Annotated in this window: 19 protein-coding genes; 15 read left to right on the forward strand and 4 right to left on the reverse strand. The window is 39.2% G+C overall.

Annotated features, from left to right (window positions below):
* Window positions 1-32 precede the first annotated feature (32 nt).
* The 12 genes from ABVF21_RS12580 (at window position 33) to ABVF21_RS12635 (ending at window position 13,618) form a co-directional block, all read left to right on the forward strand.
* On the forward strand, window positions 33-1,040 hold the full coding sequence (locus tag ABVF21_RS12580; protein WP_371018290.1) for a LacI family DNA-binding transcriptional regulator: 1,008 nt from the start codon (window positions 33-35) through the stop codon (window positions 1,038-1,040).
* Window positions 1,041-1,069: 29 nt separating this feature from the next.
* The gene (locus ABVF21_RS12585) at window positions 1,070-2,251 is read left to right on the forward strand and encodes a thiolase family protein (protein ID WP_371018291.1); all 1,182 of its coding nucleotides are present in this window, start codon (window positions 1,070-1,072) and stop codon (window positions 2,249-2,251) included.
* Window positions 2,252-2,265: 14 nt separating this feature from the next.
* The gene (fabG, locus tag ABVF21_RS12590; protein WP_371018292.1) at window positions 2,266-3,006 is read left to right on the forward strand and encodes a 3-oxoacyl-ACP reductase FabG; all 741 of its coding nucleotides are present in this window, start codon (window positions 2,266-2,268) and stop codon (window positions 3,004-3,006) included.
* A gap of 19 nt (window positions 3,007-3,025) precedes the next feature.
* On the forward strand, window positions 3,026-3,901 hold the full coding sequence (locus ABVF21_RS12595) for a 3-hydroxyacyl-CoA dehydrogenase family protein (RefSeq protein WP_371018293.1): 876 nt from the start codon (window positions 3,026-3,028) through the stop codon (window positions 3,899-3,901).
* A gap of 22 nt (window positions 3,902-3,923) precedes the next feature.
* Window positions 3,924-5,522: an acyl CoA:acetate/3-ketoacid CoA transferase gene (locus ABVF21_RS12600; RefSeq protein ID WP_371018294.1), complete on the forward strand. Its 1,599-nt coding sequence runs from the start codon at window positions 3,924-3,926 to the stop codon at window positions 5,520-5,522.
* A gap of 55 nt (window positions 5,523-5,577) precedes the next feature.
* Window positions 5,578-6,597 carry a TRAP transporter substrate-binding protein gene (locus tag ABVF21_RS12605; protein ID WP_371018295.1) on the forward strand — a complete coding sequence of 340 codons (1,020 nt, stop codon included), beginning with the start codon at window positions 5,578-5,580 and terminating at the stop codon, window positions 6,595-6,597.
* Window positions 6,598-6,659: 62 nt separating this feature from the next.
* Entirely contained in the window at window positions 6,660-7,157 is a 498-nt protein-coding gene (locus ABVF21_RS12610) for a TRAP transporter small permease (protein WP_371018296.1), read from the forward strand.
* 2 nt (window positions 7,158-7,159) lie between these two features.
* Window positions 7,160-8,428 carry a TRAP transporter large permease gene (locus tag ABVF21_RS12615; protein ID WP_371018297.1) on the forward strand — a complete coding sequence of 423 codons (1,269 nt, stop codon included), beginning with the start codon at window positions 7,160-7,162 and terminating at the stop codon, window positions 8,426-8,428.
* 27 nt (window positions 8,429-8,455) lie between these two features.
* Window positions 8,456-10,024 carry a class I adenylate-forming enzyme family protein gene (locus tag ABVF21_RS12620; RefSeq protein ID WP_371018298.1) on the forward strand — a complete coding sequence of 523 codons (1,569 nt, stop codon included), beginning with the start codon at window positions 8,456-8,458 and terminating at the stop codon, window positions 10,022-10,024.
* Window positions 10,025-10,047: 23 nt separating this feature from the next.
* On the forward strand, window positions 10,048-11,202 hold the full coding sequence (locus ABVF21_RS12625; protein WP_371018299.1) for a glycerate kinase: 1,155 nt from the start codon (window positions 10,048-10,050) through the stop codon (window positions 11,200-11,202).
* A gap of 155 nt (window positions 11,203-11,357) precedes the next feature.
* Entirely contained in the window at window positions 11,358-12,113 is a 756-nt protein-coding gene (locus tag ABVF21_RS12630) for an N-acyl homoserine lactonase family protein (RefSeq protein ID WP_371018300.1), read from the forward strand.
* A gap of 125 nt (window positions 12,114-12,238) precedes the next feature.
* Complete coding sequence (locus ABVF21_RS12635) at window positions 12,239-13,618, forward strand: MFS transporter (protein ID WP_371018301.1); 1,380 nt, start codon at window positions 12,239-12,241, stop codon at window positions 13,616-13,618.
* 825 nt (window positions 13,619-14,443) lie between these two features.
* On the opposite strand, the gene ABVF21_RS12640 is transcribed toward ABVF21_RS12635, so the two are convergent.
* Both ABVF21_RS12640 and cudC read right to left on the reverse strand, forming a co-directional pair.
* Window positions 14,444-15,322, reverse strand: a complete 879-nt coding sequence (locus ABVF21_RS12640) for a glycine betaine ABC transporter substrate-binding protein (protein WP_371018302.1) — start codon at window positions 15,320-15,322, stop codon at window positions 14,444-14,446.
* 178 nt (window positions 15,323-15,500) lie between these two features.
* Complete coding sequence (gene cudC / locus ABVF21_RS12645; RefSeq protein WP_194219114.1) at window positions 15,501-16,052, reverse strand: choline uptake/conversion transcriptional regulator CudC; 552 nt, start codon at window positions 16,050-16,052, stop codon at window positions 15,501-15,503.
* 286 nt (window positions 16,053-16,338) lie between these two features.
* Between cudC and betB the strand changes: the two genes are divergently transcribed.
* Window positions 16,339-17,811 (forward strand): betaine-aldehyde dehydrogenase, encoded by a 1,473-nt coding sequence (gene betB, locus ABVF21_RS12650; RefSeq protein ID WP_371018303.1) that lies wholly within the window; start codon window positions 16,339-16,341, stop codon window positions 17,809-17,811.
* 171 nt (window positions 17,812-17,982) lie between these two features.
* Window positions 17,983-19,665: a choline dehydrogenase gene (gene betA, locus ABVF21_RS12655; protein ID WP_371018304.1), complete on the forward strand. Its 1,683-nt coding sequence runs from the start codon at window positions 17,983-17,985 to the stop codon at window positions 19,663-19,665.
* Between the two features lie 766 nt (window positions 19,666-20,431).
* Here betA and ABVF21_RS12660 read toward each other — a convergent pair.
* Complete coding sequence (locus ABVF21_RS12660) at window positions 20,432-22,000, reverse strand: sodium:solute symporter family protein (RefSeq protein ID WP_371018373.1); 1,569 nt, start codon at window positions 21,998-22,000, stop codon at window positions 20,432-20,434.
* Window positions 22,001-22,738: 738 nt separating this feature from the next.
* Here ABVF21_RS12660 and ABVF21_RS12665 point away from each other — a divergent pair.
* Complete coding sequence (locus ABVF21_RS12665) at window positions 22,739-23,332, forward strand: TetR/AcrR family transcriptional regulator (protein WP_371018305.1); 594 nt, start codon at window positions 22,739-22,741, stop codon at window positions 23,330-23,332.
* Window positions 23,333-23,612: 280 nt separating this feature from the next.
* Here ABVF21_RS12665 and ABVF21_RS12670 read toward each other — a convergent pair whose 3' ends face one another.
* Window positions 23,613-24,971, reverse strand: coding sequence for a trypsin-like peptidase domain-containing protein (locus ABVF21_RS12670; protein ID WP_371018306.1), 1,359 nt, complete (start codon window positions 24,969-24,971; stop codon window positions 23,613-23,615).
* Between the last annotated feature and the right edge of the window lie 152 nt (window positions 24,972-25,123).

Below are 25,123 nucleotides of genomic sequence, written 5' to 3' on the forward strand. Positions count from 1 at the left end.
TCCACCTCGAGGTGATTCAAATTAGTAAACCAATGGTTACGATTAAGGATGTAGCAAAGAAAGCAGGAGTTTCCACTGCAACTGTTTCAGCTGTTGTGAATAAGACAAAGTTCGTAAGTGAAGATTTAGAACGCAAGGTTGTGAAGGCGATTGATGATTTACATTATCGCCCGAATCGGATTGCGAGGAGTTTGAAGCGGAAACAAAGTAAACTAATAGGTGTTACAGTAACAGAAATTACCAACCCATTTTATCCTTTGATGCTTAGAGGGTTAGAACAGACAGCCATTAATGCTGGATACAACGTTTTATTGTCTACAACTGAAGATAATGAAGATAGAGAATATCAAGTCATCGAATCGATGATCGAGCAAGGGATAGATGGTCTGATTTTAGCTACTGTAGATAATGTGGATTCCAAAGTCTTAGACTTATTGGAGAAAGAAGATATTAAATATGTATTGATAAACCGTGCCCCAAGAGAGTTCAATGGTAGTTTGGTCTGTGCAAACAGTTACGAAGTAGGCTGTGTAGCAACAGACCATCTCATCCAGTTAGGACATAAGAAGATAGCTTTTATGGGTGGTGAAAGACAAAATAGTCTCGAACGAGAAAGAGGTTTTAAAGATCGAATGACTGCAAACGGTCTTCCTATCGAAAGTGGTTGGCTTCTACAAGGGGGCTATAATTCTGAGGACGCTAGATTGCGTACACTCGAACTAATCCGTAATGGTGAATTACCAACAGCATTGTTTGCAGCGAATGATACGATGGCGTTTGGAATTGCTAAAGCCTTCCTTGAAGAAGGCTATCGAATTCCTGATGATGTGTCGATTATAGGTTCTGATAATATTCCTTTTTCCGAAGATTTCCGTATACCTCTTACAACTGTAGATGTTCAGAAGTTGAATATTGGTAAATTCGGTTGCGAATCGATTTTGAAGCAAATAGAAGAGAAAGACAATTTCAAGCATGAACAACTGATGCTTAAACCAGAATTAATAGTCAGAGATAGCACAGGACAATCGAGAGAATTGTAGTTTTCCTAAAATAGAAAGGATGGTTATTCATGAAAGATGTAGTAATTGTTGGGTTAACTAGAACTGCAGTCGGTACGTTTGGAGGAGAGATAAAAGACGTACACCCTGCGGATCTTGGCGCAACAGCGATTAAGGGAGTATTAGAACAAAGTGGGATCGATAAAGAAGTAGTCGATGAGGTAGTCATGGGGAGTGTAGGACAATATGCTGAGAATGCGTTTATTGCTAGAATGTGTGCTCTGCGTGCTGGGATCCCTGCTAATGGTAGCGGCGCATATACAGTTAATCGACTGTGTGGATCAGGATTACAAGCAATAAACAATGCAGTTCAACAGATTCAAACAAACAATGCCGAAGTAATTATTGCTGGCGGAACAGAAAGCATGGACGCCTTTCCTTATTACGTAAGGAAAGGTAGATACGGAAATAAATTTGGCCACGATCAATTAGAGGACGGTCTTTTGACAGCGCTTACGGATCCTTTCGGCAATTATCAGATGGGAGTAACTGCCGAAAATGTAGCGAACAGATATAACGTAAGTCGTGAAGAGCAGGATGAATTCGCTTACCAAAGCACCAAGAAAGCGTTGAATGCGATCGATAACGGGTATTTTGAAAGTCAAATTTCACCTATCGAAAGAAAAGATAGGAAAGGAAATGTAAGCGTTTTTAATGTGGATGAACACCCAAGAAGAAATACCACTCTCGAGAAACTCTCTTCATTAAGACCCGCATTCAAAGAAAATGGAACAGTTACACCAGGAAATTCTTCAGGTATCAATAATGGGGCTGCAGCACTAGTACTAATGTCTCGCGATAAAGCGAATTCCCTAGGACTTAAGCCTATTGCTTCTATTAAAGAACAAGCGGTAGCAGGTGTTGATCCTGAGGTAATGGGGATAGCACCCGCGCCAGCAGTAAAGCAATTGCTAAACAAAAGTGGACTGACTTTGGAAGAGATCGATCTAATGGAACTGAATGAAGCATTCGCGGCACAATCGCTTGCTGTCATTAAAGAACTTGATATCGATCCTGACAAAGTAAATGTCAATGGAGGAGCCATCGCACTTGGTCATCCAATCGGAGCATCCGGAGGAATCATCACCGTCAAGCTAATACATGAGTTGAAGAGAAGAGGACTTAAAAGAGGCATTTCTACAATGTGTATCGGTGGAGGGCAAGGAATCGCAACAATTTTTGAAATCGAATAATTGGAGGAGAAAAAATGATTAATCTTACAGGAAAAGTAGCAATAGTAACAGGTGCAGCAAGAGGTTTAGGGTTTGGGATCGCAGAGAAGTTAGTGAACTTAAACGCGACGGTTATTATCAATGACATTGACAAAGCAGGAGTAGATGCGGCTGTAAAGACACTCGAACAAAACGACGGAAAAGTGTTTGGTTACGTCTGTAATGTGGCGAATGAACAACAGGTGAATGAATTCGTTGATCAGGTTCTTACTGAAAATGAGCGGATTGATATCCTGGTTAATAACGCGGGTATCAATCGCGATGGTATGCTTCACAAAATGACGAGCGAACAGTGGAAGACTGTATTAGACGTAAACCTCACAGGAGTATTCCATATGACACAACCTATTTCGAAAATTATGAGAGAACAAAATGGAGGAAGAATTATAAATATTTCTTCTGCTAGTTGGCTTGGGAACGTTGGACAAGCCAACTATGCAGCTGCAAAAGCGGGGGTAGTGGGCCTAACAAAAACTGCCGCTCGTGAACTTGCTAGGTATGATGTGACAGCGAATGCGATATGTCCAGGGTTTATTGATACAGACATGACGAGAGGCGTACCGGAGAAAGTATGGGATATGATGGTGTCGAAAATCCCAGCAGGAAGAGCTGGTAAACCGGAGGATGTAGCCAATTGTATTTCCTTCCTTGCATCCGATCAGGCATCATATATTAATGGTGAGGTTATCAATGTTGGTGGAGGAATGGTACTTTAAAAGTGAAGGGGGCGGTACCTTGGTCATAAAAAAAGTAGCGATCGTTGGTGGAGGTTTAATGGGGGCTGGCATTGCTCAAGTAGTAGCAAAATCAGGATGTGAAGTTGTGTTGATCGAGGCAAATGAGAATCAACTCGAAAAAAGCATGGCGCTCATCCAGAAAAATTTTGACCGTTCATTCAAAGAAGGCAGGATTTCAAGCTTAGATATGCAGGAGTCATTGGCACAAATTTCTGGAGAAATCACGGTTCATTGCTGTAAAGATGCGGATTTGGTTATCGAAGCTGTTACAGAAGATCTCGAACTGAAGAAAAAAGTGTTCGAGGAGATAAGTGAAGTAACAGGTAGTAAGCAAATCCTTGCTTCTAATACTTCAGGTCTTTCTATTGCAGCTATCGGAGCAGCCACTTCGAAACCATCTAATGTCATTGGCCTTCACTTTTTTTATCCAGTTCCGTTAATGGACCTAGTAGAAGTTATCCCGTCATTGATGACTTCCGAACAAACCTTGAACACGATGCTCGAATTTGTTGGGACTTTAGGGAAGGAACCTGTAAAATGTCCTGATTACCCAGGTTTTTTAGTTAATCGAATATTAATACCAATGGTAAACGAAGCGATTTATTGTGTAATGGAGGGTGCTTCTCCAGAAGATGTCGATAGCGCGATGAAATTAGGTGCTAATCATAAGATGGGCCCAATAACTCTAGCAGATTTTGTGGGTCTAGATGTCCTTCTTGCTACGATGGAAGGGTTATGTGAAGGATTTGATGATTCAAAATATCGTCCTTGCCCTTTATTGAAAAAAATGGTAGAGACAGGTAAGTTAGGCAGGAAAACAGGAAGGGGTTTCTATGATTATACGAATCGTACTCAAATGTCTGTCACTGAATAAGAAATAGAAAGGTGGTCATGGTATGACTGAAAAATTGATAAGTCCTAAAAACGCCATTAATTTTCTGAATAGTGAAAATACATTTGCGGTTTGTGGGTTTACTATGATGGGAGCTTGTGAAGCATTTCTAAGCCAATTAGAAGAAACGTTTCTAAAGACTGGTGAGCCCAAAAATTTAACACTCCTTCATGCTGCAGGGCACAGTGATCGGGTGAACGGAATCGAACACTTAGCTCATCGAGGATTAGTAAAACGTATTATTGGATCTCACTGGGGTCTTGCCCCGAAATGGGGAGAGTTGATTAATCATAATGCGATTGAAGCTCATTGCCTACCTCAAGGTCAAATCACACATTTGATGCGAGCAATGGCTTCAGGTAAACCTGGAAACCTTTCACAAGTTGGCTTGGGTACATTTATTGATCCGAGGGTAGAAGGTGGAAAAATCAATGACCTTGCAAGGGAAAAAGATAGTTTCGTAGATGTAGTGGACTTTTATGGGGAGAAGTATTTGTTTTATAAGCAGATTCCGATCGATTTATGCGTGATCAGAGGAACGACAGCAGACGAATTTGGCAACGTTACGATGGAAGATGAAGCGATAAAACTTGAAGCGCTATCATTAGCGCAAGCGACTAAACGGTATGGTGGAAAAGTTATTGTCCAAGTGAAAAATTATGTAAAACGAGGTCAGCTAAATCCTCGTTCGGTCGAATTGCCTGGCATCTTCGTGGATCATATCATTGTTGCCGATGAAGTGGATCAAACACATAGACAAACAACGGGTTATTTTTCCAATCCAGCATTATCTGGTAAATACCAGAGCCCAGTGGAAGAGTTATCGAGATTACCATTAACGATTCGTAAGGTAATAGGTAGACGAGGTGTAAAAGAACTTTATCATGAAGCAGTGGTGAACCTAGGCACTGGAATACCTGGAGATACTATAGGACCTGTTGCCAGTGAAGAGGGGATTTTAGAAGATATCACTCTTACTGTTGAGTCAGGCGTGATCGGAGGAATCCCATTAGGAGGCACAGATTTCGGAGTTGGGATCAATGCTGATGCCATCATTGAGCATCCCTATCAATTTGATTATTACAATGGACAGGGCGTAGATATTACGTATATGGGTGCTGCAGAAGTTGATTCTAAAGGTGACATTAATGTTAGTAAATTCGGTCCTAAAACCGTTGGATGTGGTGGGTTTATTGACATTACACAAAATGCAAAAAAGGTGGTTTTCTGCTCAACATTTACGGCGGGTGGATTAGAAACAAAAATTAGTAACGGAAAGTTAGAAATCGTCAAGGAAGGAAAAATCAAGAAATTCGTAAATCAAGTTCAACAAATCACCTTTAGCGGTCCACTTGCAAGGAGTAAAAATCAGAAAGTTCTCATTGTAACTGAACGGGCCGTTTTTGAACTATCAGAAGCTGGAGTTGTCTTAATTGAATATGCTCCTGGAATCAATATCGGAAGAGATATTCTAGAGCAAATGGATTTTACTCCAATCATTTCTGAGGAATTAAAAGAAATGGATCAAGAAATTTTCAAGGAAGAAAAAATGGTTTTTAAAAATGAATTCATGCAAGGAACAGAGCAGTTAACAGTTGTTTGAAAATAACAAACAAGTACGCGTTTGCGATTAATTACATATTGTAAGGAGGCGGATTATGAACAAAATTCTAAAGTGGTTAACATTAACGATGTTATTGAGTATTGGTGTCCTAGTTACTGGGTGCTCTGCTGATAATACAGGGGGAAACGCATCAGCAGGGGAAGGCGCAAAAACGATCAATGTCAGCTTGCCACTTGGTCCAGAATCACATCATGATGCTGGAGTTCAAAAATTCAAAGAGGAATTAGAAAAGAATACGGATGGAAGCTTAACGGTTGTTCCACATTATAATAACGAATTAGGTGGAGAGAGAGAAGTCGTTGAAGGTATGGGAATTGGTACGATAGATGCAGGGATTTCTTCTACCGGACCTATTGGTGGATTTGTCCAAGAAGTCATGATGTGGGACATGCCCTATTTAGTTGACGAAGCAGAGCAAGCATATGCGATCTTAGATGGAGACATTGGTGATGAGCTAGCTGAAAAGATTGAAAAACAGGCAAATGTCGTTGTATTGGGTTGGATGGAAAACGGATTTCGAAATGAAACGAATTCAGTTCGTCCGGTAGAAACTCCTGAAGATTTAAAAGGAATAAAACATCGTACGCAAGAAAGTAAAGTTCAAATCGATACTTGGGAAGCGTTCGGTACAAATGCAACACCGATGGCTTGGCCAGAAGTATATACTGCTCTTCAACAAAAAGTGATGGAAAGTCAAGAAAATCCTTTAGCCACTATATTAGATGTTCGTTTCTATGAAGTTCAAGATTACTTGAATTTAACGAAGCATGTATATTCACCGGCCCCTTTATTGATGAGTAAACAACTCTTTAATTCTTTTACAGATGAAGAACAAGAGGCGATTATGCAAGCTGCTGAAGTAGCGACTAAACATCAAAGAAAAGCAAGTCAGGATATGGAAGAAGATGTTAAAAAACAACTGGAGGAAAAAGGAATGACCGTGACTGAACCGAATTTAGAGAAGTTCAAAAAGGCAGTAGAACCAGTATATGAAAAGTGGGCTCCTGAAATTGGAGAGGAATTGATCAAAAAAGCTCGTAACACAGAATATTAAAAAGGATTGGGCAGTGATTAAGAAAACTTTATTGCTGCCTTCATATATAGGAGGTGGATATTATGCAGTCGATCTTACGGGGTTACTCAACCATGCTTACGTATTTGAATCGTTTGGTGGGTTATGCGATAGGCATTATGTTAGCAGTTATGAGTATTTTAATATTTTGGCAAGTGTTCGCTAGGTTCGTAGTCGGTGAATCATTAACCTTTTCAGAAGAAATTTCCCGATTCCTGATGATTTGGATGACGATGCTCGGGACGGCTTATGCCATCCGTGAAGGTTCACTTATTGCGATCGAGATACTTCCAGAAGTGTTAAAAGGAAAAGGGAAACGCATTCTGAGAGTGATAAGTGAAGTCGTAGCAACCATCTTTTATATTGTTCTCATTATTTACGGATGGCAGATGGCTGAAGCGGTTCAAATGCAGACTGCTCCAAGTACGCGTATCTCGATGTTCTGGCCAATGCTCGCATTGCCAGTTGGGGGGATATTTATGTTACTTAACAGTCTCGGAGTAATCAGTAAACAATTTTTAATTGAGAAAGGGGGGAGATAACAATGATTTTGTTACTTTTCGTTTCTTTAATAGCATTTTTTGCACTTGCTGTGCCGATAGCCGTTTCTCTTGGTTTATCTGCCTCGGTAGTAATTTGGTGGGGTGATATTACTTCATTAAAGCTAGTTGTTCAGCAAACATTCAACTCGATTAACTCATTTCCTTTGATGGCGATTCCGTTTTTTATACTATCTGGATATTTAATGCAGCACGGTGGCATATCAAAGAGATTGATTGATTTCGCAGGGAATATAGTTGGTCATATTACTGGCGGATTAGCAATGGTAGCGATTGTTACGTCGATGTTTTTTGCCGCGATATCAGGCTCAGGAGCTGCAACCACGGCTGCAATAGGTTCGATTTTGATTCCAGCGATGATCGCCCATGGCTATTCGGACTCTTATGCAAGTGCAAACCAATCCGTTTCAGGAGCACTTGGAATAATAATCCCACCGAGCATTCCGTTGATTCTATATGGCATAGCAGCAAAACAATCAGTAGGAGATATGTTCCTTGCCGGAATTCTTCCAGGTGTTTTCGTGACTATGACGTTGCTCTTAGCTGCTTATTTTGTCGCAAAAAAAAGAGGGTATATGGGAGTTGAAAAATCTAGTCTAAATGAAACCTTTCTCTCCTTTAAACGTGCAATTCTATCGATCATGATGCCAGTTATTGTATTGGGTGGAATATATGGCGGGGTTTTCACACCTACTGAAGCAGCAGTAATTGCTGTAGCGTATTCGTTTATCGTTGGGTTTATTATTTATCGAGAAATTAAAATAAAGGATCTAGCCAATATTTTTAGACAATCTGCTGTGACAACTTCTATCGTCTTGATCATTATCGGAACTGCTGGATTATTTGGTTTTCTATTGAATCGGTTGAACGTACCGACTCTGATCTCCCAGGCTTTCTTAAGTGTAACTACAAATACGATCATTTTTATAATACTAGTGAATCTATTGTTATTAGTAGTAGGGATGTTTATCGAAGCAGCCGCTGCTATTCTGATCTTCGTACCAATTCTTTTACCGATTGCGATTCAGCTCGGGATGGACCCTGTTCATTTCGGAATCATTATGGTCGTAAATTTAGCGATTGGTATGATCACACCTCCAGTAGGTATAAACTTATTTGTCGCATCGCAAATATCAAAAATAAAGATTAATGTCCTTTCAAAAGCGATTATCCCATTTGTCTTGATTTTATTTGCAGATGTTTTGATCTTAAGTGTATTTCCATTCTTATCAACGTGGTTGCCATCGATTTAATTATTTAGAGAGTCAGGGGGTGAAAGTATGGAATTACAATCCGCAAATTTTTTCAATAGAAGACTACAGGTTTTTAAAGATAGACCCCAAACCATTTCTAAGATGCTTTATTTAAGTGTACAAAAATATCCTGATAAAAAAGCCATCATAAGTAACGGGCAGTGTATAACTTATCTTGAACTCTGGAGGCAATCTCGACAGGTCGCTACATACTTCGTTAAGAAGTTAGGGGTGAAAAAAGGAGAGCGAATTTCCATTTTATTAGGTAATGGAATTGAATTCTCTCTATTATTTTTTGCTTGTGCTCATATAGGAGCGATATTAGTACCATTGAATACAAGGTTAAAAGAAAAAGAAATACATTATATGATCTCACAATCAAGATCGAAGGTAATTGTAACTGATGAAGAGTTTCTGCCTAAAGCCGAAAGACTTCGTGAGGTTCTCGTTGATCATTCGCAGATGCACACCATTTTAGTGTCATCTGAACCTCATAAGGATTACATACCTTTTAACGACCTCCTGATGGGAGATAATGAATACGATCAGACAGTTGTGTTTGAATCAGATCCTATTACCCTTATCTATACATCAGGAACAACCGGAGTACCAAAAGGGGCGATTGGAAGTCATTTAGGGTTTATTCACGCAGCCATGAATTATAGAATCCGTATGAAAACGGATGAAAAAACCAGGACACTTATTGCAGTACCGCTGTTTCATGTAACCGGCCTTATTGGACAGTTGCTACATGTATTAAGTGTAGGCGGAACATGTGTGTTAATGAGAAGGTTCAAGATAGAACCATTTTTAGAATTACTCAAAAAAGAGAAAATAACTTTCTTGTTCAATGTGCCTACGATCTATGTGAAATTATTATCTGAAAAGAAATTTTCCATTGATCAATATGAGAGTGTAAGAACAGTTGCATATGGTGGGGCAGCTATGCCTTATGAAGTTATAAGTAAGCTTCAAAGTCATTTTCCAGATGCGAATTTTCATAATACATATGGTGCTACTGAAACATCCTCGCCTACGAGCATCATGCCTTTATATTATCCTCACTCTAAACAAAAGTCCGTGGGGCTTCCAATCCTCGGGGCAGACATTAAGTTAATAGATCAAGATGGCAGAGAGTGTGGAGTGGAGGAGATTGGCGAACTTTACATCAAAGGTTCTCATGTCGTTGAGGGATATTGGAATAATGTAGTCGGAAATAGAGATTCTTTTAAAGATGGATATTGGTGCTCGGGAGATATAGCGCGAATAGATCATGACGGCTTTTTATACATTTTGGATAGGAAGAAAGATATGATCAACCGCGGCGGTGAAAATATTTATTCTTTAGAAATCGAGAATTTATTATATGATCATCCGAATGTTAAAGAAGTAGCTGTTGTAGGAATACCTGATGTTACGTTCGGAGAGATAGTGAAGGCGGTCATAGTTCCAAAACACTCTCCCCTCACGGAACAAGAAATAAAACGTTTTGTAAATGAACGCCTGGCTGATTATAAAGTACCTGCACAGGTTGAGTTTGTCAAAGAATTACCCAGAAACCTTGGTGGGAAACTACTAAAAGCTCAGTTGAAATAGAAATTAAAATAGAGGTGTATATAATGAAAATTATCATTTCTCCGGATTCTTTTAAAGGTAGTCTGGATGCTGTTCAAGCAGCAAGGGCTATTAATAATGGCGTGTTAAAGGTATTCCCAAATGCTAAAACAGTTTTATTACCAGTTGCTGATGGTGGAGAAGGCACATTAGACACACTTGTCGCCTCAACAAATGGAAGAGTGGTTGATGTATCGGTGGTTGGCCCCTTAGGGGAAATGGTTGCAGGTTCGTATGGTGTTTTAGGTGATGGAGTAACATGTGTAATAGAGATGGCGCTAGCATCTGGACTTTCATATGTTTCGGAAGGTGAACTTTCTGCTTCGAAAACAACTACATATGGTACAGGACAACTTATAAGGCAAGCATTAGATGATGGTTTCACTTCTTTTATTTTAGCATTAGGAGGATCTGCTACGAATGATGGTGGAGTGGGGATGCTACAAGCACTAGGTATGAAAGTTCAAGATGAAAAAGGTGAAGATATTTCATATGGGGGTGGAGAAATAGGAAAGGTTCATAGGATCGATGTGAGCTCATTTGATAGTAGGATAAAAAATTGTGATTTCATCATTGCTTCTGATGTGCAAAATCCATTGGTGGGGGAAATGGGTGCCTCTCGGGTATTTGGACCTCAAAAAGGTGCAGACAATAACATGGTAGAAATGTTGGATCAGAATATGACTCATTGGGCTGACGAAATAGAGAAAGTAACTGGCATTCATCTACATAATCGTTCTGGGGCAGGAGCTGCTGGAGGCATCGGTGGAGCATTCCAAGCCTTTTTCCCAGCAACCATGAAGCGAGGAATTGACGTGGTCCTTGAACAAATACGATTTAGTGATGCATTAATCGATTCTGATTTAGTATTAACGGGAGAAGGTCAGGTGGATGAACAGACAACTTCCGGCAAAACGCCGATGGGAGTTGCACAAACTGCTTCCGTAAAAGGTGTACCAACTATTATTATAGCAGGGTCCTTGGGAGCTGGAATTGAAGAGTTGTATAAGTTTGGTGTTGTAAGTATAAACAGCATCGTTAATAAACCAATGACCTTAAATGAAGCGGTGGAGGGCGTTAAAGAATTATTAGAAGCAAGCACGGAGCAAATAGTCCGCTCTTTTTTCTACAAGCAGTTAACCGAATTGAAATGTACTTAATAAATCGCTATAAATCTCTAAAGTAAAGTATTCGACTCCCCATACTCTTCGACTGTTACTATCTTTTGATTTACTGAAAATATTTGTATCTGCTATCAACTGATAACCTGAATTTATATGTGAAATTACTCTAACTAATTAAAAGGAGGAAAAAAATGATTGATAGTAAATGGAAAATCACTACTTTGAAAATGGGAGAGTTATATGTAGAAAAATCCTCTTTAACTTATCAAAAAGATGTAGGGGAGTATTTATGGATTCCGATATGGTCTACCGCTCTTGAAGGGAACGGAGTTAATATTCTAATAGATACTGGCATCCATGATTTGGAGTGGGTGAATAAACATATTGGGGTTTGTCGTCAACTGGAAGATGAAACAATTATTAAGGCTTTAGAAGAAGGGGTGGGTTGGGGACCGGAGGATGTGGACATTGTTATAAATACTCATCTCCATTATGATCATTGCGGAAACAATAACCTATTTAAAAATGCACGCTTTGTTGTACAGAAGAAAGAATGGGCAGCTTCCCATAACCCAATTCCGTGTCAAGAATCGATTTATTTTAAGGAATTATTTGATTCTAGTGCAGTTAATTATCTTAACTGGCGGTTTGTTGATGGTGAAGAAGAAATAGTCCCTGGTGTAAAGGTGTTTTTAACTACAGGACACTCAGAAGGTCATCAATCTGTAATTGTTGATACGGAAGAAGGTTCTGTGTGTGTAGCGGGAGATATTGCTAATTTACTCTGCAATATTCAAGAGAATATACCAGCTGGGATTGTGACAAGTACGAAGGAAATGTATGAGGGAATGGAAGAGGTTCGGAAAAGAGGGAAATTCATTATCCCTGGACATGATTATACTATAAAAAAATATCAGAATAATAACTTTCCGATTATTAATAAATAGAGTAATGTCGAATCGATTTTTCTTATACCTAACACCAATTCAGAATGCATTTATACATGTTGACTTAAACGTTTAGAGATTTACTTAAAGTGCAAACACCATGTGGATGTTAAAAGGAGGAAGTAATGAAAAATACAGCTGAGAAGATTGAAGGAAATCGTAACCCGGATTCAAAACCTTTGGCATTTGCACCCTCATTATCTTGGGTTGCTTTAGGATTTTTGTGGCTTATTTTTGCCATGAATGCAACCAGTAGAGAAATAATGTTTCGTGTCATGCCTGCTATTGTGGATGACTTTAATCTATCAGCAGATGTTGTTGGACAAATGGTTTCCTTAATTATGGTATCTACAGGAATTTTATCTATTTTTGGTGCTTCGTGGTCTGATAAAAAAGGATTAGGTTGGGCTCGGAAGTATAGTGGAGTTTGGATAGTTATAGGATATACACTTTTTTCTATATTAACAGGAATTTCTGCTCTGACTTCTGTAGTAGTAGGCTTTGTGGTTCTTCAAATGATTAAAAATATGTTTGGGGGAATTGGTGAATCTATTGAAGTAAGCACCGTTGCTGAATGGTGGCCAAGAGAAAGAAGAGGATTTGCTCTTGGAGCACATCACTCTGCATACCCTTGGGGTACATTATTAAGTGGGTTGTTAATTTCTGCTGTTCTCGTAGTTTTTGAGGGAAGTTGGAGAATGCCGTTTCTATTAATACCTTTAATAATGATCCCCATATATATAGCCTATTGGTTGTTTTCAACAGCGGAAAATTTCAAAAAATATGAAAAAACAGCAATAAATATGAATTATACACCTACACTGGATGAAAAAGAGGTTAAAAAGAACAAAAAAGGTGATATATTATTGTTGTTAAAAAATCCAAATATCTTAATAGGAACGCTATGCGTACTTCTAGGTCAAGCAGCGTTTACTGGATTAAATTTTTGGTTAGCACCATACCTGGCATTTGTTGGTGAGTTTGATTATGCAGCTGCAGCTGGATGGTCAGTGATTTTTACGATTACAGGAGGAATTGGTCAAATTTTTTGGGGGAATATTTCTGATAAAATTGGTCGAAAGAAAACATTACTAATTTCATTTTCATGGTTGTCAGTGGCCTTAATATTATTTCAATTTAGCGCTGAAAATTTAATGTGGTTGATAGGTATACAGCTGTTTGCTGGAATGTGTACAAACGCTATCTTCCCTGTTGTGTTTTCTTTAATAACTGATTCTGCAAAAAGTGGTTCCACGGGAACAGCAATGGGAATTGCAATGACTGGGATGTACTTGGGGGCAGCTTCTCCATTAGTTCTTGGGTATTTGATTAATCAAGGTGGAGGTTGGAGTTCTTATTCGGGGTATATAACAGGTTTATATTTCTTAGCAAGCTGCATGATTATAGCACTTTTATTAACGTTACTATTTACCAGAGAAACTGTGGGAGAAAAAAGAGGAAAAGATTGGGCATTAGTTAAAAAGGAATCATGTGGAATTGAATAATCATTTTAAAATATAATCTCTACCAATATTTCATATAATGGGTTTGATAAGCTCCTAAAAGGGGCTTTTTTTCTGTGGTAGAAAAAGAATTATCAAATTAGTGGGGACTTTTCATGTTGAATGATATTCTTCATACTTAGGGACTATGGATACAATCAAGGGCAGTTATAGCTTTACTCCAAAATGAGAGCGACGTACTTCGTTATGACACCATTTCTAAACTTTTAATAGGTTTCTTTTCTCAAAGATCGTTGCTTTTGAAAGAATTTGTATATGAAACCCACACTTAGCTGATTGGAGCGGAATGTGCTAGACTCCTGCGGGACTAGCAGGACAGGTGAGAGGCCTCCTTGGAGCTGCGTCGAGGAGGCTCAGGGTCCGCCCAACGGAAAGCGAGCATCCTCAATTGATCCCCACACTCTTATAGAAACTATGTTTATGAAAAGAGGCTTTAATAGAGAGCACAGTTTATTAAGGTGATTCTTAATCTCAGATTCAGAACCAGTCAGAAGCGTTTCGCAGATTTGGCATTAATATATTCAACGGTTAGAATGAAATTTTATTTAAGACGACACCTTTTTACTCATATTTTAATACTTTTATTCTCATCTTTGAGTCACGGGGATGGCTCTCCTGTCTTTATATTAGTCTAGAAAAAAGGAATCTGGGGCATTTAACATGCTGAATTCATTAATGAAAAATAACCGAGCTATGATTCGCAAGAACTGTTAAGAAACTTCCTTCCTGTGACAATATTTCAAAGAAAAAAAAGCCGATCTCCAAAATAATGAGAGAGCAGCTTCTTTATTTCTTTTATTTATAACTTTAGTTTACCCATTCATCAATCAAATCTTGATTTTCTTCAACCCATTTCTCAGCTCCATCAGCAGGTTCTTCGCTACTTTCTACGTAGTCAATAAGCTCGCTGATTTGTTGATTATTCATCTTCCAATTTTTGAACCACTTGCTTACTTCTGGATAATCTTCTTCAAAACCTTGTCTTGTTGCATGATGAATTTTTTCAACACCACCGAATGTATTTTGTGGATCTTCAAGAAATTTTAAGTCATATTTGGAGAATACCCAGTGTGGACTCCAAAGTGGTGCTACGATAGGTTCTTTTTCGTTTACTGCTTTTTTAATTTCGGCTAACATGGCGGCTTCAGAACTAGGTACTAGTTCAAAATCGAGATCATAATCTTTAATTAATTGTTCGGTAACTTCCATTGTACCGGCGCCAGGGTCAAAACCAACGATTTTGCTATTGAACAGTTCTTTATGTTCATTTAAATCTTCCACGCTATTAATGCCTTCTAAATAGGTTGGAACAACAAGTCCTACTTTTGCCTCGTCAAACCAAGTCTCATCTGAGAAGTTAACCGTATCTTGATATTCCTCCAAATAATTCGCATCTTGAACGGGTAACCATACTTCTAAACTAACATCGAGATCGCCGCTTTCTAAAGCCGTCATCGTAGAACCCATGTTCAGATAGTTAAACTTCACATTATATCCTTTATCTTCTAAGATGACTTTCCACATATTCGTTACGGCGATGTTTTCAGCCCAGCTAATTTGACCAATTGCTATATCTTTATCTTTTTCCTCAGATTCTTTACCCTGGCTACTATTTCCGCATGCAGTCAGTGCAGCAACCATTAGAATGGCTAGTATAAAACTAAGTCCCTTTTTCCCCTTAATCATGTTGAAAAACTCCTCTATTTATTATGTCTATTAACTCCAACACCCTTTGTGTTAAATGTGTTAAGAATTTATTTAACTCAAATACAAACCAAAGCCTACTTTTATATGTAATTGTGGAAAAGTGATATTACCAGGTAGTCTATAGTAGCTCAGTTATAGGCTACCTGATCACTTATTATTAGCTTTGTTGATCTTTTGGTAAGAATTCGAATATCTTTCCGCTTTTTATACTTTCAACTAAGTCATCCAACCAATGATAGTATTTTTTAGATTCTTCTAATTGATCATAGTGTTTTTTTGCTGTTGCCACGATTTCTGGTGTGCTGGTGGAATCTTTTATAACGTCTATGAAATCTTCTTGTGCTTCTTCAATTGCTTCCAAATTCATTTTCACTTCGCGTTCCCACATTTGACAATAGAACGCCATAAAGGAACGAAAGAAATTTTTCTCAGCTACATAAGTATGTTTTCGAGAACCTCGCGTAAATGTTTTTTTAACCATTTCGATTTCTTGAAGCTTGCGGACACTCGTACTCATACTTGGTTTACTCATACCGAGTTCCGTACGCATTTCATCAAGTGTCATTTGATCTTTAAAGTACATCGTCGCGTATAAATTAGCGGCAGCTGGTGTTACCCCATATAAATCCATCGTTTCCGCAATCGCGCCAATTACTTTATCTTTGGCTTCTTCTATTTTCACTTTGGGTCTTTCAGTAGATTCACTCATTAGGTCGCTCCTTCGATATAAAGTAAATCGTGTTAAGTATTTATCAAATTTTCTTTACGAACTTAATGTTAACTTGTTCAGATGAAATGTCAAATATAAGATTCTCACTTTATCTATTATAAATGATTACTACATTATTAATTATAGCCTTTCCATTTCAGCCTTATTCTTTCTAAACTTTACATGTGAATTTATTTTGACAGCCTTAAAATGACGTGTTAACGTTAAGTGTGTTAAATAAATTCTTAACAAACTTAACTTAATTCAAAAATTGGAGTTGATAGATATGAATCTAAAACTACAACAATACATAAATGGTAAATGGGTAGAAGCGAACTCGGGGAATACACGTACAATTATTAATCCATTTAATCAGGAAGTGATTGCTAGTGTTCCGGAAGGCGATGAATCAGATGCAAAAGCAGCGATCGCTGCAGCAAGAGAAGCGTTTGATAACGGAGAATGGGCTTCTACACCAGCAACTGAGCGAGGGGCTATCGTAAGGAAAATTGCTGAATTTATTGAAAGAGACAAAGAAGAACTAGCTCACTTAGAATCGTTGGATACAGGTAAAACAGTAGAAGAAAGCCGTGGAGACATGGATGATATCGCTGGAGTATTTCGTTATTTTGCTGAACTAGCAGATAAAGATGGCGGAGAGCTAATCGATTCTCCAGTACCTAACTCGATCAGTAAAGTGGTCCGTGAACCAGTTGGTGTTTGTGGCCAAATTACTCCTTGGAATTATCCTCTCCTTCAAGCGTCCTGGAAACTAGCTCCTGCGCTTGCGACTGGTAATACGTTGATCATAAAGCCAAGTGAAATTACACCGCTTACTCATATAAAAGTATTTGAACTGATGGAAGAGGCGGGAGTGCCTGCCGGTGTTGCAAACCTGGTTCTTGGAGCTGGCGATACAATTGGCGCAGAGCTGTCCAGTAACACGGATGTAGACCTTATTTCATTCACAGGCGGTATTGTGACAGGAAAGAAAATTATGCAAGCTGCAAGCGTGAATGTGAAGAAACTTGCACTTGAGCTTGGCGGGAAAAACCCGAATGTTATTTTCGCTGATGCTGATTTTGATATTGCAGTGGATCAAGCGTTAAACGGAGTATTCTTCCACGCAGGACAAATTTGTTCCGCTGGTACAAGACTGATTGTAGAAGAAAGCATTCACGATGAGTTCGTTAACGCGCTTGTTGAGCGAGTGAAGAAATTCAAACTAGGAAGCGGATTTAATGAAGATACTCAAATGGGTCCTCTTATTTCAGCAGAACACCTTGCGAAAGTAGAAAAGTATGTAGAAGCAGGGGTTCAAGAAGGTGCTACAGTAGCAGTCGGCGGCAAACGCCCAGAAGATCCTGAATTGCAAAAAGGCTTCTTCTACTTGCCTACGATCTTCACAGATTGCACAACAGACATGAGTGTTGTACAAGATGAAGGCTTTGGTCCGATTATTACGGTTGAGAAATTCCGTACAGAAGAAGAAGCGGTCAACCTATCGAATGACTCGATCTACGGACTTGCTGGCGGCGTCTTTACAAACGATATTGCAAAAGCTGAACGCTGTGCAGCGAAAATGCGCATGGGTACTGTGTGGATCAATGAATTCAACCTTTATTTCCCACACGCACCATGGGGTGGATATAAGCAATCTGGTATTGGGCGCGAACTAGGTAAATTAGGTATGGAAGAATATACAGAAACAAAGCATATCTTCCAAAACCTTAAGCCTGAAACGTTGAACTGGTTCTAAGAGAACGATCTCTTCTTACCATTCTATAAGATGAAATCAAGCTGATAAATCAGCTAAACATAAAGAATAGCAAACTAGAAAATACATGTAATAGGGATGAAAAGATACCGGGCATTGCGTTTATTGTCTGAATACCTTTTTTCCTATATCAACATCAAGGAGGAACAGAGTATGACTGAATCATATGATTATGTAATCGTTGGTGGCGGTAGTGCGGGTTCTGTACTCGGCAACCGTCTAAGTGAAGATGGAAAGAAAAGTGTGCTTGTATTAGAGGCGGGACGAAGTGATTATTCATGGGATCTCCTGATTCAAATGCCAGCAGCTCTACCTTTTCCATCTGGAAAAGATCTCTACGATTGGCAATACGAGACGGACCCTGAGCCATACATGAAGGGACGGAATATCCCACATGCTAGAGGAAAGGTGCTCGGCGGTTCTAGTTCTATTAACGGTATGATCTATCAACGCGGAAATCCGATGGACTATGAACGATGGGGAGCTGACACTGGCATGGAAGCGTGGAATTTTGCGCACTGCCTTCCATATTTCAAGCGTTTGGAAAATGCTCTGGCATCACCGGATGATGATCTTCGCGGTCACGACGGTCCGATCAAATTAGAACGCGGACCTGCCAAAAATCCATTATTCCAGGCATTCTTCAATGCAGGTGTAGAAGCTGGTTATTCACGCACTCCTGATGTGAACGGCTTTCGTCAGGAAGGCTTCGGACCATTTGATAAGCATGTGTACAAAGGTCAACGTTTGTCCGCTTCACGTGCCTACCTACATCCATTTATGGATCGTGAGAACTTAACGGTTAGAACGCGTGCTTTTGTTTCGAGAATCGACTTCGATGGTACCCGTGCCAAAGGATTGACGTATCGTCGAAACGGAAAAACCCATCAAGTTGAAGCAGGTGAAGTAATTCTTTCAGGCGGTGCGATCGCAACGCCGCAAATGCTTCAACTAGCAGGTATTGGGGATGCTAAACATCTTCGCTCTCTTGACATCGAACCGATCGTAGACCTTCCTGGTGTAGGCGAAAACCTTCAGGATCACCTCGAAGTCTATGTGCAACACACATGTCCAGAGCCTGTTTCTGAACAGCCTAACCTAAGTAAAGCGCGTATGCCTTGGATTGGCTTGCAGTGGATGCTAAACCGTACGGGCCCTGCGGCGACAAACCACTTTGAAGGTGGGGGATTCGTTCGTTCTAACGAGGATGTTGACTATCCGAACTTGATGTTCCACTTCCTTCCTGTAGCCGTACGTTACGATGGTCAAAAAGCAGCTACAAAACATGGCTTCCAGGTACACATCGGACCTATGTACTCTGATGCACGCGGATCATTAAAGATTCGCTCGAAAGATCCTAAAGAGCATCCTAGCATGGTTTACAACTACCTTTCTACTGAACAGGACAAACGCGAGTGGGTGGAAGCGATAAGAGTTACTCGTAATATTATGTCTCAACCAGCCTTAAAGAAATATAATGGCGGTGAAATTTCCCCTGGACCTTCTGTTAAAACAGACGAGGAAATCCTTGAATGGGTGAAAGAAGATGCTGAGACGGCACTTCACCCATCATGTACTTGTAAAATGGGGCCGAAGTCAGATCCTATGGCTGTTGTGGACCCGGAAACGATGAAGGTTCACGGAGTGGAAAACCTACGAGTGGTCGATGCATCTGCCATGCCTTACGTTACAAACGGCAACATCCATGCACCTGTATTGATGTTAGCGGAAAAGGCAGCAGACCTCATCCTTGGTCGTAAACCGCTTAATCCAATTGATGCTGATTTCTATCGTCATGGCGTTCATCCGGCAGATGCTGGAACAGTAACTAAATAACACTTTCTATGAGAAGGCCTCTTTCAAAGTGTATGTGCTCGTGAAGCATACATTTATGAGAGAGTGCCTTCTTTTTTATCTTTTTAAATAAACACAAGTTTTCAAGAAAATAGGTCAGTTATAAATCCGATTCAGCTAGAAAGGTTTAAGATTTTTTCGTTTTCCTAATACCTCGTCCGCAATCTTAAGTGGTTAATAGGCGGATGTAGATGATTTGAAAAGTTAAAGGTAAAGGGGAGTAAAGGTTTTTTTGAAATTCGTTCATCTAGAAAGAAATGCCTCTGAATTTAAGAAGCATTAAGTTGGGAGTGCGGGGTATTCTTCAAGCAGAATAACGCTATAAAGAGAGGGATAGTCATCCAGTTATGTGGGTAGTAGCAGACACCTATTGATTAAGATGTGTTCATCTGAAGAATACTTAGCGATTCTAGTTAATCAAATGTCTGTAACTCTTAAGGTGCATCAACACTTCAGCGGTCCTCTCAAGGAACAATATTGTAAGTAGAAGAATTATCCCTAATTAGTGGAAAAGTATCTTGTATGCCACCATGTGTTGTTTAGAAGTCCAGTGCTAATCCTTATTGATGATTCACTCTTCTCTTATATCGCTAATTTAATAACTAATGGAAGAATAATAACAAAAAAACGGCTTACTTCATTAAAGTTAATGAAGTAAGCCGTTTGCTACTTAATGTACTATCCTAAATCAAGATTATGAATGACAATTGAGTCGATATAAATCATAACCATCATCTGATTCTAAGACCTATGAAGCAATCTTCTCATTACCGTTCTCTCTCTCTGCTGGCATCAAGAGAGGTTTAGGTGGACACATTTTCTTGGTTATTTTAGATACAACGATAATCGTTACTAAACCTGCAACCATTGCAAGTGTTCGAAATGGGAACAGTACCACACCATCTTCGATCATAGGATATGGCAGGAAGACTGGGAGTCCAATTATTGGTTCTCCGCCACCTATTCGAAGTATGAAAGAAACGATAAAACCTGCAATCGAACCATATTTATTCGCATCTTTAAAGAATAAAGCGGTTGTCAATTGAGGGAATAAAATAACATAAACAAGGTCTGCAGCAAGATACCATAAAGCGTAAACACTTTGAACATTTAGTGCAATGATGGTGGCTGCAATTCCAACCATGATGATCGAGCGCTTAATCATTTTCTTAAGTTGATCGCTTGATGCATTAGGTTTGAAAAGTGGTCGATACACATTCCAAGCTGCCATGGAAGATGCTGAAAGAATGGAAGAATCCATTGATGACATTACGGCTGCGGCAAGAGCTCCCAATCCAATTGCGCCGATAATATCAGGCGTTAAATATTGTAAGACAAAAGGAAGGATCATAGATGGATTATCAGGTGCGTTTACACCGAGACTTGCCCAATCTGTATCCAATCCGATAGCACCGATAATAACGGCAGGTATCGCTGCGATAATACAGATAAACCCTGCTATGATTGAAAGCCACATGGCAGTGTTCTCCGATTTAGCTGAAAGAACGCGTTGGAAATAGACCTGCCATGGTATACCACCGAATATAAGTAGCAAAGCAAAGTCCCACCAATTCCAATAATAGTTCCCCCACTCAGGATCTTTCCACCCGTCTAATGGAGGGAAGAGACTTGCATAGCTCCCCATATCTGATTGATAGTGGTTCCAAACCGAACTTAATCCGCCTACTTCTGACAGGGCAAAAGGAAGTACTAAGAACAGCCCTATCATGACAGCGAGCATTTGAAAAACATCTGTAAACGCTACTGACCACATGCCTCCTACGACTGTATACGCAACTGCAATAATAGCTGATAGAATAATAGATGTTTGAAAGTCTAATCCTAGAATCGTTCCAAAAGTTGTTCCTAAAGCTGTTAAGATCGCACCACTCCAAAAAACTTCACCTAATAGAGCGGGGATATATAAGACACCAGCAACTTTTTTTCCGAATCGCTGTTCAAGTGGATCAATCATTGTCATAAATTCGTATCGACGCATTTTTCTAGCATAGAAGATACCACCGATAATTAAACTTAGCGCATAACCCCACGGGGCCTGAGCCCATGCTAAACCAAGTGAATATGTTGATTCTGCTGTACCAGATATGTAACCGCCGCCAACCCAGGTTGCAGCCATTGTAAACATTGAAATCCATAGTGGTAAAGAGCGTTTCGCTACCATCATATCTGATGCAGACTCAGATTTACCACTAGCCATGAATGCCCCAATATAATAGATTACTCCGTAAAATACTAACATAGCAATAAATGATCCCCAGTTAATATTAGAACTAGTCGTTCCTAAATAAATAAACATCACCAATATGGCTGCTACAAATGTACCGATTTTTAGTAGATTTCCTTTTTTTTCACTCAAATACCTTCACCTCAAGAAAATTTTAAGTTAAAACCTTTTTTAAGCTTCGATTCAAATCGTATTCGCTCCCCGCTTCCTTTTTACTTTCTTCTTTAATATTGATTATTTAATTCTCAAACTTAAGGGAGTTGATCCGTTGTTTTATCGTTTACTTCTTTCACTTTCCTGTTTCACCTTCCATTCAAAATTAATTATGTTAAATATTTTCTTAACGTATTTAATAATAAATATTACATGATTAGATTTCCTTGTCAAATGTACATAAATATAGAAAGTGGCTAATATTACTTCATTTCCTAATAGAATGATCAACCAGTTTAGTGGATATATGCGTTTGATTTCCTCGACAGATTCACCTTCCTGACCATCTTATTCATTCTTATTATCCATACTGAAAACCTAGTTTTAGAAGAAGCATTTGAACCCTTTTGACAGATAAAACCTTAAATGATAGCATTTAAGGTTGTTGGAAGTGTTAAGAAAATATTTAACAAAGTAAATTTTTATTTGATAAGGAATTTTTTTCTGTTGGCTCGAGAGCACAGTGAGTAGTGGGTATAGGGCTAGTGATGAAGCAATTCATGAAAGTTACATCTTATATATGAAAGAGAAGATAATAGGGGTAAATGGTGCTACAAATGAGCTTATAAGTCTGAAATATGTAAGGAGGGATCGTAAATGCCATCTACCAAGTCGCCTATGAGTGAACGTATAGAACGAGCAGCTCTGCCCATGTTTGCGAGAAAAGGTTTTGAAGGAACATCATTGAGCAAAATTGCTAAAAGTGTCGGGATTAAAAAACCTTCCTTATATGCTCATTTTGATAGTAAGGAAGATCTATTTCTTGCTATCCTCCAAAAAGTGAATCGAGATTATCGGGATTTTCTAGAACTGCAAGTACATAATTATCGAAACATGACCACGGATCGGCAGTTATATTGCTTGTTGAAAGACCATTCAACTTATCTTGAAAGTGAAGATCTTGGACTTCTATTTAAGAGGTTCATGCTTTTCCCACCACTAGTATTAACAGATACACTTAATGAACAATTTATTAAATCAGAGGAAGCACTAAGGGATGTATTGATTGCTATCGTAAAAGAAGGGAAGCAAAAAGGAGACATTCAGGCGGAACAAGATGAGGTAATCGATGCTTATATATGCCTCCTTGATGGCACGTTTGAACAGCTTTTTTATTATTCGAAAGTGGAACATGAGGAGCGTCTTCAAAACGCCTGGCGAATTTTCTGGAGAGGAATTCAAGGGTGTTAGAAATTATTTACTAGGAGAACGGTTCAAAATCAATTAAGAGGTTGCTTGTCTCTATATGCTTAGAGAGAAAAGAAACTTTAACATTTGCTGGTTTAATGACTAAGTAAATAATAATAAATAGCCGACGAAGTAAAAATGTTCTTATGAAACCGATCGGTCTATAAATTAGTCCGATCGGTTTCTCTATTCCCTGTCAGGTATGCATTTCTCGGGCGATTAATGGAGGGGTAAGCAAGACGAGAAAAAAGTAGAAGTGTGGCGCAACTCACCCCTCATCAATTCATTGATATATCTCAATATGCTTAATTTTATAATCCCCATATTCATCTGTCACAACATAATAGTCCTTGATTCGTTCATACATGCTCCATTCCCCAGCCGCATTCATAAAATCAAAAACTTCATAGGTGCTCACGATCGCTTGATCAGTCTGCATGTCAATATGGGTTACATCATTTAACGTGAATTTAAAGACCATTCCCTGACCGCTTATCTCGTCAAGGTAGTTAGCCATTTCATAATATGCCTGACTGTCATACAAAAGCTGGTCTTCAATATAACCAAAGTCTTCATCTCGCAATGCCGTTTCATAGTTCCCTCTAAAATTGATGATGAAGTTAGCGAGGCTTGCTTCATCATATGGAACATCGTACGTGTCTTCTTCCTCTTCTGCATATTCATCATACACTGAAGCCTCATTGTAGTAGTTAAAGGTGCTGGCGACTTCATTTTCATCCATTGGCGATTGCGACCAGTTCGTTAAGAGATCCGTCATTGTGTATATTGGGATTGAGAAGGCGATGGATTCATCGCTCGTTAACAGGGCGGAGTTAATGCCGATCACTTTTCCTGTCTTTCCATCTAACAATGGACCTCCGCTGCTTCCGGGTGAAACTTGGGCATCGATTTGATAGACGTTTTCGTATTGAAATTCGGATTCAAATGAACGGTCAAGCCCGGTGAGATATCCGATTGATGCTGTGTTTTCTAACCCTTGGGGGCTTCCAAGTGCGATTACTTCTGTTCCAACTTCTGATTCTTTCATTTCCATTTCCAAAGGAGAAGTACCTTTTAAATTCTGTACTTCAATTAGAGCGACATCATACTGATTAGAGATGCCAATCACCTTGCCATTCATTTCTCGTCCATCCTGATCGCGCAAGATGACATCAATATAGCCTGCCACCACATGGGCATTGGTTACAACTGCTCCATTATCCTGAAACAAGAAGCCAGACCCGAGACTATCCTCCGTTAAAATGGTATACACTTTTGTTTGTGTTTCACGTATGATTTCTTTCTTATCTTTTTCTGTGGATGTTTGAGGGGAAGGAACTTTCTGTTCTGTCGTACTTTTTTTCTGAGTAACGTTTGGTGAGGTAGTTGCGCTTGCTTCTTTTTCATCTTCTAGTTTCGTAGACTCAGCGATTTTTTCGACTGGGGTTTGAATCGTTTCTTTCGTTTGTTCTTTATCAAGAACGAAAGCATAAATAAAGATACCGCTCATTAATAAAAAGGTAAGGATGATTCCGGTCAACCACCATCGGTTTCTCTGCTGATATCTCGTATAAGAGTGGCCACACTGGCTGCAAAACCGAGCATTCTCTATGTTTTTCGTCCCGCACTTTGGACAAAACATAATCATCTCCTCCTTCATATTCTTTGTTGAATATTATACCTCAATTAAAAGTATGAGAGGGGTCAAAAATAGAATATTTAGGAAGTAAGGTAGTTATAGCGAAAGAGACCGATGATCCCTTGAATTTGTACTCCCTCTGTTTAGTAGGAATT

Origin of the sequence: Pseudalkalibacillus sp. JSM 102089, from assembly GCF_041366475.1 — a bacterium.
Classification (GTDB): Bacteria; Bacillota; Bacilli; order Bacillales; family Guptibacillaceae; genus Guptibacillus; species Guptibacillus hwajinpoensis_B.